Origin of the sequence: Pontibacter actiniarum (assembly GCF_003585765.1) — a bacterium.
Taxonomy (GTDB): Bacteria; Bacteroidota; Bacteroidia; order Cytophagales; family Hymenobacteraceae; genus Pontibacter; species Pontibacter actiniarum.
This window is the reverse complement of the sequence record NZ_CP021235.1, coordinates 3,379,660-3,392,126: the sequence shown is the minus strand read 5'-3', so window position 1 is coordinate 3,392,126 and position 12,467 is coordinate 3,379,660. Positions and strand designations below refer to the sequence as shown.

Genomic DNA, 12,467 nt, shown 5'->3' with positions numbered 1-12,467 from the left:
TTTTATCATTTAAAAGATATTACAACATTTGCTTTTACAATGTCCCCAAAGGGTATCTGCACAGGCTCATACGTTGCCTTTTTGCCTTTTTTTGCTTTCACCTCCTCCATCAGGTTGAGGCCTGTTTCGGTTACTTCTTCCAGTTTGCCGGTTTTCTCGGAGCCGTCCTGCAGCTTGATCTTCAGGTTTCGGCCGGTGTTACGTTTAAACTGCTGCGGTTGTGTCAGCGGGAAGTCTGTGCCCGGGGAGCTTACCTCGAGTACGTAGCTCACCTCCTCGCCTTCGGTCTCCTCAATTTTTTTGTTGATGCGGCGGCTGATGGTCGCGCACTGGTCTATGGTGATGCCTTGCTCGCCGTCGGCCAGCACCGTGATCTTCGGTCTGACAGATGAATCGGATACAGCTACATCCACTATAAACAAGTCGCTCTCCGGCAGGCTCGCCTCCGCCATCTCTCTTATGGTTTTTGCGGTAAGTGCCATAGCAAACAGTTAAGAAATAAAGAAGGGGACCTCGTGTCCCCTCAACTCCTTGGAAATATTACTGCAAATTTACTACAAATACATTATAAACACAACATATTGTGCCGCTGTGGCCTGTATTAAATTTATTGCAACCAACTATTTCCGGGGTGTCCGGGTAAAAGCGTACCGCACACCGGGGTGTAGCAGCCGAAGCCTTGTTGTGTAACATGAGGTACTATATTTTAGTTCGCCTATGGTTTATATGTACGCACAGGGGGCTTTGTGCCGTTGGGCAAGGGAGGCAGATATTCTGCCTCCGGACATGGTAGAGATAGGTGCATAATTCGTAAGTTTGCTTTTGTGACGGGTACATTCAAAAAAATACGCAGGAGGGTTTGGCTCATTCTGAACATCCTGGTGGTGTTCTGGATGCTGGCGGGGGTGCTGTGCATGCAGGTGCCGCCGAGCGAGTTCTGGCCCGCAGGGTTCGTGGCGCTTTCGCTGCCCGGCGCGCTGGTGCTCAATTTTCTGTTCCTGCTCTACTGGGTGTTCCGCCGCTCCTGGCTGCTGGTGCTGCCGCTGGCTGCGCTCCTGCTTGGCTGGAACTACTACGGCCGCTTGCTGGCCATCAACTTTGCGGAGGAGGTGCCGAAAGAGGCCAAGACCCTGCAGGTGCTGAGCTTCAACACGCACGTCTTCAATGCTTACGATAAGATTGTGGAGGGGGTGCCACAGGTCTCCAACGACATGGTAGACTGGGTGGCCACGCACCCGGCAGACGTGTTTTGCCTGCAGGAGTTCTACAGCCGCGTCAACTCCATTGAGTACAACAACTTTAACAGGATCGGCACCCGCTACGGCAAGTACAAGTTCGTCTCCACACTTGAAACAGATCGTATCAAGGCAAACCTTGGAATTGTCATTTTCTCTAAGTATCCCATTTTGCAGGGAGGAACGATACACTTTCTCAACAAGCAAAGAGAAAGTGCCAACAGAGCTGCCTGGGCAGACCTGGATGTGAACGGGGACACGGTCCGAATCTATGCCGTGCACCTGCAGTCCATGAGTATAAAGTCTGAGGACATTGAGAACACCTATTCGGCCATCGGTAATGAGGAGAGTTTTAAGAAAGAGGGCCGGAATGTGGCGCGGCGCCTGAAGCGCGGGTTTATAGCCCGGGCCCAGCAGGTGGAGCAGTTGCTGGAGCATGTGCGGCAGTCGCCTTACCCGGCGATCGTGTGCGGCGACTTTAATGACATTCCCTTTAGCTATACGTACCAGGAGCTCGCCGAGGAGTTGGAGAACGCTTTTGTGAAAGCCGGTAATGGCGTGGGGGCGACGTACAACGGGCCGCTACCTTTTTTGCGCATCGACAACCAGTTCTACAGCCCCGGGCTGAGGGCGGTTAGCTTTGAGACTCACTACGAAATGGGCCTGTCCGACCACTTCCCGATCTCTGCTACCTATGTGCTGGAGCCAAAGGCGGCTGAATAGCGTTAGGAGAAAGGAGGCAAACTTTTTAGTTTTGAACAACCATTGGCCTGTATGGCCATAACCATAGCAAGTGCGGCACCCACGCGGTGTTTATACTTAGTAAACCATGCAACAGAAACTGAACCTGTACAACACGCTGACGCGGAAGAGAGAGGAGTTTGAACCGCTGCACGCCCCGTTTGTGGGGATGTACGTTTGCGGCCCGACAGTATACGGAGAGCCGCACCTGGGCCATGCCCGCAGCGCCGTGACCTTTGATGTGCTGTACCGCTACCTGAAGTACCAGGGCTATAAAGTGCGCTACGTGCGCAACATAACCGATGTGGGGCACCTGGAGAACGATGCAGACGAGGGAGAGGACAAAATCCAGAAGAGAGCTAAGCTAGAGCACCTGGAGCCGATGGAGGTGGTAAATCACTACACCAACATCTACCACGAGGAGATGCACAAGCTGAACGTGCTCTCGCCGGACATCGAGCCGCGCGCCTCCGGCCATATCATCGAGCAGATAAACATGATACAGGAGATACTGGACGCTGGCCTTGCCTACGAGGTAAACGGCTCGGTATACTTTGATGTGGCGGCTTACAACAAAGACCATAACTATGGCAAGCTTTCCGGCCGTAACATTGAGGACCTGATCGGCAATACCCGCACGCTGGAAGGGCAGGATGAGAAACGCTCGCCGTTTGACTTTGCCCTCTGGAAAAAAGCCTCCCCGACGCACATCATGCGCTGGCCTTCGCCCTGGAGCGACGGCTTCCCGGGCTGGCACCTGGAGTGCTCGGCCATGAGCCGCAAGTACCTGGGCACTTCCTTTGACATCCACGGCGGCGGCTTAGACCTGATGTTCCCGCACCACGAGTGCGAGATTGCACAGAACCAGGCAAGCTGCGACCACAGCGACGGTGCCCGCTACTGGGTGCACAACAACATGATCACCGTGAACGGCCAGAAGATGGGCAAGTCGCTGGGGAACTTCATTAACCTGAGCGAGCTGTTCAGCGGCAACCACGAGATGCTGGAGCAGGCCTACAGCCCGATGACCATCCGCTTCTTCATCCTTCAGGCCCACTACCGCAGCACACTGGACTTTAGCAACGAGGCGCTGCAGGCGGCCCGCAAAGGCTACACCAAAATGATGAACGGCCTGCGCGTGCTCAAGAAGCTGAAGTACACCGAAGAAAATGCGGCGGCGGAGCCGGACGCAAAGCTGAACGAGGAGCTTCAGAAGCTGGCACAGGATTGCTTCCGTGGCCTGAACGATGACCTGAACACGGCCAAAACCATTGCCTCCCTGTTTAACCTGTTGAAGAAGATCAACAGCCTGTACTTAGGGCAGATACAGGTAGAGCAGCTTACCAGAGGCACTTTCGACCTGGTGCGTGACACCTACCAGGAACTGGTGCTGCGTGTGCTGGGCCTGGAGGAAGAGCAAATCGGCGACATGGATGAGGTGCTGAACCTGGTGCTGACCTTTTACAAAGAAGCCAAGGAGCAGAAGGCCTACGATAAGGTAGATGCCATCCGCGCTGAGCTGAAAAAGCAGGGCATCGTTATCAAAGACATGAAAACCGGCATCGACTGGGCTTATGAAGAATAGAGTGAAGGCACTGGCGGCGTTGCTGTGCGGTGCGCTCCTGACCTGTGCCAGTTGCGACTCGCCGGAGAACGGCAGTAGCCAGGTGGCCAGGGAAGGGGAGGAAGCCGTGGCCACAGTGGCAGTTCCGGTGTTTAACGCGGATTCGGCTTATGCCCTCGTGGAGCAGCAGGTGGCTTTCGGCCCGCGCGTGCCCAACACAGCCGCCCATTCCCAAACGGGCGAGTGGATTGTTTCCAGGCTGAAGGCGTACGGGGCGCAGGTGCAGGAGCAGAGGTTTCAGATGCGTGCCTATGACGGCACCATGCTGAACCTGCGCAACGTGATCGCCTCCTACAACCCGGAGGCGGCAAACCGCGTGCTGCTGGCCGCCCACTGGGACACCCGCCCCATTGCCGAAAAAGATGAGAACGACCCGGAGTCGCCGATCGATGGAGCCAACGACGGAGCCAGTGGTGTGGGCGTGCTGCTTGAGATTGCCAGAACCCTGCACCAGGCACAGCAGAAGCCGGACGTGGGCGTAGACCTTATCTTTTTTGACGGAGAGGATTACGGCCAGCCGGACGGAAGCACGCAGCCTTACATCGCCGATTCGTGGTGCCTGGGCTCGCAGTACTGGAGCAAGAACAAGCATACTCCGAACTACAGCGCCAACTATGGCATCCTGCTCGATATGGTGGGAGCCAGAAACGCTCGCTTCGCCCGGGAAGGCTATTCGATGCAGTACGCAAAGGAAATCGTTGATAAGGTGTGGAAAGCGGGCAACAGCATCGGGTACTCCGACTACTTCCAGTATGTAAATGCGCCCGCTATTACAGACGATCACTTTTATGTGAACACCCTGGGCAACATCCGCATGATTGATATTATTGCGCTGGACGTAAACGGTGCCGATCTCTTTGGGCCGTACCACCACCGCCACACCGACACGATGGATATCATTAGCAAAAACTCGTTGGAGGCAGTGGGGCAGACGGTGCTGCATGTGCTCTACAACGAATAGAACACACCGGCCTCACAAAAAGCAAGGGGAGCTACTTTAAACGGTAGCTCCCCTTGCTTTTTGTAGCTGTTGCCCTGCCTAGGGGATTATACTTTCCCGGGCCATCTGGGCAACCGTTAGCTCCGCCAGTGTCTCAGAGGCTTTGCGCAGGCTGGCCGGGCTGTAGGACTTGGACTGGGCAGACCACAGCAGACGCTCTGTTTCCGTATCGTAGAGGTTGGTCTCCAGGAAGTATACTTTCTCTTCTGTGTAATAGCCCGGGTCGTAGAGCGTGGGGTACCAATAGGTGTAATAGCCCCGGAACCTGCCGTACCAGCCATACCGGGTCATGGGGGTGTAGCCGTAGCCGCCGGGTACATAGCGGGTGTCAGTCTCCTCATCCAGCAGGGCCACTGTTAAAATAGCGCCGTAGTGCTGATCCTTTACCTTTTGCAGCAGCAGGTTAACGTCAGGCCCGCTCCTGCTCACGGTGGGCGGAAACAGGTCTATACTTCGGGTGGCGGTGATGCCGCGCTGCTGCAGTTGGTTTTGCATGTCCGTCTCCACGGTTTGCCTGGCCCGTATGTTGTCTGTCAGGGCAGCTACCACAACTTTATCATAGCTCCTGCTTTCGACCTCGGGGTTCTTCCAGGTGCCTGTTATCCGGGTAGATGGCGTGCAGCCCCACGAGCAGGCAAGTATAAGTACGGCAAACACGCGTGCTGCAATTCTTGCTGGGGCGGAGGCGGTTGTTTTAGTCATCACAAAACGGCTGCGTTGTACCTGAGTGCCTTTCCTGTTTAACGGAATCGCGGTGCATTGGGCCACCCGGCGCGCCCAGAGTTGGGGAGTGCTGGGTGTGGGCGGGTGGGCGCAGCTCATAGCTGGTTCATTGGCTATGCCTTATTATGCCTTATAAAGAGTGTTCGGCCGCGGACATGCGCAGCAAGCTGTCTGCGCCAGGTGGGGGCGTAATTTATACCGGCTGCAGGCACAACTTTTTTAGGGATGTTAAAGTATAGGTGTGGGCAAGCCACTGGCTTGCCCACACCTAATTACTGGTGCCTGCCATGCTATGAAAAACACTGCGGCATTAAGCCTTTTAGGCTTTGCTGCAATGGTAGATTTGTATCGTATCCTATTTATTTACCATACACAGTTAAGTATCTACCCAAAACTATCAACCCAATGACCTACGATAACATCGTTTCGATGCTCGGATCTGAAGCAGAGAGCCTGCTGCAGTATGAAAGTAAAACTATTGCCAGGGAGCAGCTGCATTTGCCGGGGCCGGACTTCGTGGATAGGATCTTCGCCCAGTCGAACCGCAGCCCGCAGGTGATGCGCAGCCTGCAGCAGCTCTACGACCACGGCCGCCTGGGAGGTACGGGCTACCTGTCCATCCTGCCCGTAGACCAGGGCATTGAGCATACGGCCGGTGCCTCCTTTGCGCCAAACCCAATCTACTTCGACCCGGAGAACATCATTAAGCTGGCGATGGAAGGCGGCTGCAACGCGGTGGCTACTACCTTCGGTAACCTGGCCATGATGTCGCGGAAGTATGCGCACAAGATCCCGTTTGTGGTAAAGATCAACCACAACGAGCTGATGACCTACCCAAACAAGTATGACCAGATCATGTTCGGCTCCGTTGACGAGGCCTGGAACCTGGGCGCAACGGCTGTGGGAGCCACCATATACTTTGGGTCAGAGGAGTCTACCCGCCAGATAATGGAGGTGGCCGAGGCTTTTGAGCGCGCCCATGAGTTAGGTATGGCCACCATCCTGTGGTGCTATACCCGCAACAACGCCTTTAAGAAAGACGGCACCGACTACCACGTGGCCGCCGACCTGACTGGCCAGGCCAACCACCTGGGGGTAACCATACAGGCCGACATCATCAAACAGAAGCTTCCGGAGAACAACGGCGGCTTTAAGGCCATCGGCTTCGGCAAGACGAATGAGAAAATGTATTCGGAGCTCTCCAGCGATAACCCGATTGACCTGTGCCGCTACCAGGTGGCCAACTGCTACATGGGCCGTGCCGGCCTGATCAACTCCGGCGGCGAGTCTAAAGGCGAGTCTGACCTGGCGGACGCGGTGCGTACGGCGGTGATAAATAAGCGCGCAGGCGGCATGGGACTGATCTCGGGCCGCAAGGCTTTCCAGAAAGACATGAAGGTTGGCGTGGAGCTGCTGAACGCAATTCAGGACGTATATCTGGCAAACGAGATTACTGTAGCGTAATTTGTAGCACAACTGCTGATTATTACATATTTTTGTGGCCTGCTTTAGCTAACATCCTTACAGGGTGGCTGGGGCAGGCCACTTATTTTTGTACCTTGCCTTGTGGCAGAGTGCCCATTAACTAAAAAGTGCGGAAAGCACGCTGATAACTATGATGCCTTGGTTTAAAAGAGCAGATAAAGGAATCCAGACGCCAACGGAGCAAAAGAAGGAAACCCCAGACGGATTGTGGTACAAGTGCCCGAACTGCAAAACCGTGACAAGTATGGCCGAGCACCGCAAGAACCTGAACACCTGCGTGCAGTGCGACTACCACGACCGCATTGGTTCCAAAGAGTACTTCGCTATTTTGTTTGATGATAACGACTTTACGGAGCTGGACGAAAACCTGACCTCAGGCGACCCGCTTAACTTCGTGGACTCAAAGCCATACCCGCAGCGCATTGCCTCCACCCAGAAGGCCACCGGCCTGAAAGATGCCGTGCGCTCTGCTTACGGTAAGATAAACGGGCAGAACATTACCATCGCCTGTATGGACTTCGCCTTTATCGGCGGCTCTATGGGCTCGGTGGTAGGCGAAAAGATAGCCCGTGCCATAGACCATGCCCGTAAAACACGCACGCCTTTCCTGATGATATCCAAGTCAGGCGGTGCGCGGATGATGGAGGCCGGTTTCTCGCTGATGCAGATGGCCAAGACCTCTGCAAAGCTGGCACTGCTGAGCGAGGAGAAACTGCCTTACATCTCGTTGCTGACAGACCCGACTACCGGTGGGGTAACGGCCTCCTACGCCATGCTGGGCGATTTTAACATTGCTGAGCCGGGCGCGCTGATCGGTTTCGCCGGGCCGCGCGTTATCAAAGAAACCATCGGGAAAGACCTGCCAAAAGGCTTCCAGAGCGCTGAGTTTGTGCTGGAGCACGGCTTCCTGGACTTTATCGTAGACCGCAAGCAACTGAAGAACAAGCTGAGCGAACTGCTGAGCATGGTGCTGTTGCCACAGGATATAACCACTGCCCCTAAGGCAAAAAAAGTAGCAAAGGCATCATAAAAACGTTGCCCTGATGAAGTGAAAAAAGCCTGCTGCCATAAGCCAGCAGGCTTTTTTATTGCCCTGGCCTAAGAATAGTTTTCCTAAATATATTCAGTTTAAAATATTTTACGGAGCTTGCCATACGTTTTGGCACAGGACTTGCGTTTGCTGTGGTAAGCATGAAAAAGAACCGTGCCCGAGACATCAACTTTAAACTAAAAACATTTACCAAACTCTACTACCATGAAATTTATCAAACTATCCCTGAGCTCTATGCTGGCTGCTACTTTGCTGTTCTCATCTTGCCAGACAACAGCACCAGTGGCTGGCTCAGGTAATACCCAAACTACCACCCAGGCCAAGACCGGTGAAAAGCAGGGCATGTCCAAAACCACGAAAGGCGGCCTGATTGGTGCCGGTGGCGGTGCCGTGTTGGGTGGCCTGATAGGTAACAGGCTGGGCAACACAGCGGCCGGCGCCATTGTGGGTGCAGCCGTGGGTGGTGCTACCGGCGCCGTGATCGGCCGCCGCATGGACAAGCAGGCCGAGGAGCTGGAGAAGTCTATGGAGAACGCCAATGTGGAGCGTGTGGGCGAAGCCATCCGTGTAAACTTTGACTCAGGTATACTTTTCGCGGTTAACTCTGCCGAACTAAGCGCCACTGCCAAGCAGGACATCCAGAAGCTCGCCAAAACGCTTCAGGACTACCAGGGTACAAACGTGATCATTGAAGGGCACACAGACAACACCGGCTCTTATGAGCTGAACCAGAAGCTGTCTGAGCGCCGCGCCGAGGCGGTGGCCTCCTATGCGCGCAGCCTGGGTGTGGCCGGTTCGCGCCTGCAGGCCAAGGGCTATAGCTACGACCAGCCTATCGCTGACAACAGCACGGTAGAGGGCCGCAAGCAAAACCGCCGCGTGGAAATCATTATCGTGGCGAACGAGGAGCTGAAGCAAGCCGCCGAAAACGGTGAACTGAAATAAGCTGCCTTTTACATACAGCCTACAGCGCCTGCCTCTGCAAAGGGGCAGGCGCTGCTGTTTTTGGGGCCTTTTAAACAGATAGGGGCACTTTTATAACTCGATCCGGAGAATGTCGTTTATACTTAAAAATTAATGTGTTTTATACTTAGGCTTAAGTGTAAGATGCTTGTGATCAGGTATTAGTGCGGGTCTGGAGATGTGGCATGAAGCCAGTGCAAAATGTTGTAGGGAATTTAATATAACATTTGCGCAATATATGGAGTACAAGTGTCAGAATCTTCGGATTCCTTAAAAGAAGATTTAAAAACGAGAACTATGAAGAATTTTAGAATAAGTCTATCCATAATTGCCCTTATCGCAGTGTTCCTTTCCTCATGTGCCAGCTCCCAGAATGGCGGCGGCATGAGTAAAACAGCCAAAGGCGGCATTATTGGTGCCGGTTCCGGTGCCGTGGTAGGGGGTGTAGTAGGTAAAATAGCCGGTAACACAGCCGCTGGCGCCATTATAGGTGCAGCTGTGGGCGGTACGGCAGGTGCTGTGATCGGCCGCCGCATGGACAAGCAGGCCGAGGAACTTCGCCGCGACCTGGAAGGCGCTAACGTAGAGCGTGTGGGAGAAGGTATCAAAATTACGTTCGACTCCGGTATTCTCTACCCTATTAACTCTGCGGAGCTGCAGGCAAACGCGAAAACAGAGATTTCGCAGCTGGCGCAGACCCTGAAGAAGTACCCGGATACCAACATCCTGATCGAGGGCCACACAGACAACACCGGCTCCCGTCAGATCAACCAGCCGCTGTCTGAGCGCCGTGCACAGTCTGTTGCCGATTACTTGGCCTCTATGGGCGTGGATCGCAGCCGTATGAGCACAATGGGGTATGCTGATGATCAGCCTGTGGCGGATAACAGCACAGCGGAAGGCCGCAGACAAAACCGCCGCGTAGAGATTGCCATCTACGCCAACGAAAAAATGAAGAAAGCCGCAGAGCGCGGAGATCTATAAAAGTTTAGTAGTAGTAGATTGATTGGATAATTGGTGATTTTTACCAGCCGCACGGGGGTGCGGCTGGTTTTTTTGTGGGTACTGCCGGTTGGTGTAGGGCGGTAACTTTGGCTTTCTTATGCAGGCGTGTGCCTGTTGGCCTGGTAGACACCCGGTGCTCTTGCTGCCTTAACCGGCGCTGCCCTGGCGATCTGTGCTGTGCCTTTCGGGCTTCTGCTCAGGCACGTTAGGGAAAGGCCTTCTTTGCGGAGGAGCGCTTTCGGCTGTGGTGTTGCGTTGGAGCTCTTGGCAAGAGGAGTGCCGTACATACCACCAGAGCTACTTTTGCCTCCACCTCCTCAGCAAAAGCGCTGCGGCCATCACCGCAAAGGCACCGGTAAACGCCAGGGCCATATCCTTCTGTGCATCCCAAATATCGCCCTGCATCCCCAGGAAATCCATTCCCTGCTCCCCTCCCCCGTAGACCCACTCGGCCACAATCCACTCCACCAGTTCATACAGCGCGCTGAGCGAAAGGGTAAACTCCACGGGCAGCAGGTAACTCAGGAAACGGCTTACCTTAAAGCCATAGGCCAGCACCTCATGCATCGGGAATGCCAGCAGCAAACCGAAGCCAAAGTGCACAAAGCGGTCGTAGTGGTTGCGCTCCAGGTGGTACCGGTCCTTTAGCCACTCGCCAAAGGGGTTATCGGCATACTGGTACTGGCTGCCGTACACGTGCAGTAGCAGGAACAGGAAGATTAAAGTATAGCTGGTGTCCGAGAAGCGGAAGATGTTATAAAAGGCGACCAGGAAAATAAGGAGCGAAAGCGTTAGCGTGCTTTCCAGCAGCCAGTTCTCCAGGTCGGGGGTGGTAAGGCCTGTATAGCCCCAGAACGCCAGAAACAGCACACTGTACGTGATGTGTAACGGCTGTTTCAGGTACGGCTTTTGGGCGTTGGGTGTGGCGGTCATGGTTGCGTGCCTCGAGCTTAGAGCAAGAAGGTTTTGGTCCGCTCCTAAAACTCCGAATACCGGCAAAGGTTTTAGAACTGTCTGTGGCTAAAGTATAAGCCCTGCCTAGGCTAAGAACTCATGCTGGTAAAACACCAGCCGGATGGGGTTGTCGGAAGGGTTGCGGGTGGGGTCGCAGTGATAGCCGAAAATCTCCACCCCGTTCATGTACGGCAGCAGTTTTTTATAGTACGTGTGGCCCTTGTTCTCTGGGTTAAAGGTGATGTCGTGGAAGACGCAGGTCTTTTTCTCTGCCATTTTCGCGAGCCGGTCAAAGAGCGCTTCCGGGCGGGCCAGATCGCCGGAGTAAGCGATGCGCATGGTGTCGTTGTCGAAGATGTAGGCGTAGGTCTGCATGCCTTCCGAGTGCTGCCCGTAGGTGTCTATGCAGGAAATGCCCTCGAACTGCTCCAGTGGCACGAACTCGGCGTACTTTTCAGGGTCTTTCACCTGTATCTCCAGAAACTTAAACAGCTGCTGCTTAAACTGCTCAGAAGGGTAAAGTATGACCGGTTTTGGAGACTGCTCCACGATGCTTTTGTACAGCAGCAGGTTTGCCAGGCTGCCGCTGTGGTCGTTGTGCAGGTGCGTGAGAAGGATGTGGTCTACTTTCTGCACCAGGTTCTTTCGCATAAGCGCGGGGAAAACGGTAAAGCCGCAGTCGAGCAGCAGGTTCATGCCTCTGAACTCCAGCAGCGCCGCAGAGTTGAGATAGTCGGTGTCGAAAGCACCGCCGGTACCTAAAAACTTAATCTTCATAAACTTGTGAGCAAGCAACAGCTAAGCGTTATAACAAAAAGTATAGCGTTATACAGATAAAATAGTTGTCTGGAAAGCGCTGGAGCTTCATATTCTTAGTTTAAACAGCGGTTTTGCCCCTTCCGTTGTGGAACCGGGCGCGCTAACAGAACCCTTTTGTGCACCGTAGAGATAAACCTGACGAAAGCAAAGCCTATGGATGCCCATGAACTGCCTGCGAAGGAGAAAGCGCTGCTGACCCACGAGCTGCTAAACCAAGCCTATGAGCGCCTGAAACTGGAGAGCAGGCGGGAGCCCATGCACGAGCTCATCTCCACCATGCTCTCGCACCGCACCAACCATAAAGACGAGGAGAAAGCCTACTACACCATGCTGGAGCGCTTTGGGGATTGGGAGGGGGTGATGAATGCCCCTTTCGAGGAACTGGTAGATGCTATCGCAACCACACGCTACCCGGGGCAGAAGGTGCCGCAGATACAGGAAACGCTGCGGATCATTAAAGAGGAGCGGGGAGAGGTCAGCATCGACTTTCTGGCCGACATGCCCGTGGAAGAGGCCGTGGACTGGCTCACAAAGCTCCCGGGTGTCGGCCTGAAGACAGCCACACTGCTGCTGCTTTTCAACTTTAAAAAGCCGGTGATGCCCGTGGACACGCACGTGCTGCGGATAAGCCAGCGGGTAGGGCTGCTGGGGGCAGAGGTGACGGCAGGCAAGGCACACGGCCTGCTGCTGGAGATGCTGCCCCGGGAGCCCGTCGAGCTTTACAACTTCCACATCCACATGCTGCGCCACGGGCAGCGCATCTGCACCTTCTACAGCCCCAAATGCGCGCAGTGTGTGCTCAACAGCATCTGTAACTATTACCAGGATGTGCGGGAGAAGGGTATAGACAAGGCCACATAAAAGAAG

Annotated in this window: 12 protein-coding genes; 8 read left to right on the top strand and 4 right to left on the bottom strand. The window is 54.5% G+C overall.

The features are described from left to right. Positions 1-5: 5 nt before the first annotated feature. Positions 6-482 (bottom strand): ribosome maturation factor RimP, encoded by a 477-nt coding sequence (locus tag CA264_RS14505; protein WP_025608116.1) that lies wholly within the window; start codon positions 480-482, stop codon positions 6-8. A gap of 342 nt (positions 483-824) precedes the next feature. Between CA264_RS14505 and CA264_RS14500 the strand changes: the two genes are divergently transcribed. From CA264_RS14500 to CA264_RS14490, 3 genes are all read left to right on the top strand, one after another. Then, positions 825-1,958 carry an endonuclease/exonuclease/phosphatase family protein gene (locus CA264_RS14500; protein ID WP_025608115.1) on the top strand — a complete coding sequence of 378 codons (1,134 nt, stop codon included), beginning with the start codon at positions 825-827 and terminating at the stop codon, positions 1,956-1,958. 106 nt (positions 1,959-2,064) lie between these two features. Further along, positions 2,065-3,561: a cysteine--tRNA ligase gene (gene cysS, locus CA264_RS14495; protein WP_025608114.1), complete on the top strand. Its 1,497-nt coding sequence runs from the start codon at positions 2,065-2,067 to the stop codon at positions 3,559-3,561. Next, positions 3,551-4,561 carry a M28 family peptidase gene (locus CA264_RS14490; RefSeq protein WP_025608113.1) on the top strand — a complete coding sequence of 337 codons (1,011 nt, stop codon included), beginning with the start codon at positions 3,551-3,553 and terminating at the stop codon, positions 4,559-4,561. Before cysS ends, CA264_RS14490 begins: the two co-directional genes overlap by 11 nt. Positions 4,562-4,639: 78 nt before the next feature. Here CA264_RS14490 and CA264_RS14485 read toward each other — a convergent pair whose 3' ends face one another. After that, entirely contained in the window at positions 4,640-5,302 is a 663-nt protein-coding gene (locus CA264_RS14485; RefSeq protein ID WP_051364445.1) for a DUF4136 domain-containing protein, read from the bottom strand. Between the two features lie 426 nt (positions 5,303-5,728). On the opposite strand from CA264_RS14485, the gene CA264_RS14480 reads away from it, so the two are divergent. The 4 genes from CA264_RS14480 (at position 5,729) to CA264_RS14465 (ending at position 9,806) form a co-directional block, all read left to right on the top strand. Continuing rightward, positions 5,729-6,787 (top strand): class I fructose-bisphosphate aldolase, encoded by a 1,059-nt coding sequence (locus CA264_RS14480; RefSeq protein ID WP_036776254.1) that lies wholly within the window; start codon positions 5,729-5,731, stop codon positions 6,785-6,787. 154 nt (positions 6,788-6,941) lie between these two features. Then, entirely contained in the window at positions 6,942-7,838 is an 897-nt protein-coding gene (gene accD / locus CA264_RS14475; protein ID WP_025608111.1) for an acetyl-CoA carboxylase, carboxyltransferase subunit beta, read from the top strand. A gap of 255 nt (positions 7,839-8,093) precedes the next feature. Then, positions 8,094-8,804: a YiaD family glycine zipper/OmpA-like lipoprotein gene (locus CA264_RS14470; protein ID WP_036776787.1), complete on the top strand. Its 711-nt coding sequence runs from the start codon at positions 8,094-8,096 to the stop codon at positions 8,802-8,804. A gap of 315 nt (positions 8,805-9,119) precedes the next feature. After that, complete coding sequence (locus CA264_RS14465; RefSeq protein WP_036776249.1) at positions 9,120-9,806, top strand: YiaD family glycine zipper/OmpA-like lipoprotein; 687 nt, start codon at positions 9,120-9,122, stop codon at positions 9,804-9,806. Positions 9,807-10,124: 318 nt separating this feature from the next. Here the strand turns inward: CA264_RS14465 and CA264_RS14455 are convergent, their stop codons facing one another. Continuing rightward, positions 10,125-10,760 (bottom strand): DUF2238 domain-containing protein, encoded by a 636-nt coding sequence (locus CA264_RS14455; RefSeq protein ID WP_025608107.1) that lies wholly within the window; start codon positions 10,758-10,760, stop codon positions 10,125-10,127. A gap of 105 nt (positions 10,761-10,865) precedes the next feature. Further along, positions 10,866-11,558 carry an MBL fold metallo-hydrolase gene (locus tag CA264_RS14450; RefSeq protein ID WP_025608106.1) on the bottom strand — a complete coding sequence of 231 codons (693 nt, stop codon included), beginning with the start codon at positions 11,556-11,558 and terminating at the stop codon, positions 10,866-10,868. A gap of 195 nt (positions 11,559-11,753) precedes the next feature. Between CA264_RS14450 and CA264_RS14445 the strand changes: the two genes are divergently transcribed. Continuing rightward, positions 11,754-12,461 carry an endonuclease III domain-containing protein gene (locus tag CA264_RS14445; RefSeq protein ID WP_025608105.1) on the top strand — a complete coding sequence of 236 codons (708 nt, stop codon included), beginning with the start codon at positions 11,754-11,756 and terminating at the stop codon, positions 12,459-12,461. Positions 12,462-12,467: the final 6 nt, after the last annotated feature.

Excerpts from the sequence above, each read along its gene's own strand:
- CA264_RS14505 (WP_025608116.1), bottom strand. The coding sequence starts at position 482 with ATGGCACTTACCGCAAAAACCATAAGAGAGATGGCGGAGGCGAGCCTG.
- cysS (WP_025608114.1), top strand. The coding sequence starts at position 2,065 with ATGCAACAGAAACTGAACCTGTACAACACGCTGACGCGGAAGAGAGAG.
- CA264_RS14490 (WP_025608113.1), top strand. The coding sequence starts at position 3,551 with ATGAAGAATAGAGTGAAGGCACTGGCGGCGTTGCTGTGCGGTGCGCTC.
- CA264_RS14485 (WP_051364445.1), bottom strand. The coding sequence starts at position 5,302 with ATGACTAAAACAACCGCCTCCGCCCCAGCAAGAATTGCAGCACGCGTG.
- CA264_RS14480 (WP_036776254.1), top strand. The coding sequence starts at position 5,729 with ATGACCTACGATAACATCGTTTCGATGCTCGGATCTGAAGCAGAGAGC.
- accD (WP_025608111.1), top strand. The coding sequence starts at position 6,942 with ATGCCTTGGTTTAAAAGAGCAGATAAAGGAATCCAGACGCCAACGGAG.
- CA264_RS14470 (WP_036776787.1), top strand. The coding sequence starts at position 8,094 with ATGCTGGCTGCTACTTTGCTGTTCTCATCTTGCCAGACAACAGCACCA.
- CA264_RS14465 (WP_036776249.1), top strand. The coding sequence starts at position 9,120 with ATGAAGAATTTTAGAATAAGTCTATCCATAATTGCCCTTATCGCAGTG.
- CA264_RS14455 (WP_025608107.1), bottom strand. The coding sequence starts at position 10,760 with ATGACCGCCACACCCAACGCCCAAAAGCCGTACCTGAAACAGCCGTTA.
- CA264_RS14450 (WP_025608106.1), bottom strand. The coding sequence starts at position 11,558 with ATGAAGATTAAGTTTTTAGGTACCGGCGGTGCTTTCGACACCGACTAT.
- CA264_RS14445 (WP_025608105.1), top strand. The coding sequence starts at position 11,754 with ATGGATGCCCATGAACTGCCTGCGAAGGAGAAAGCGCTGCTGACCCAC.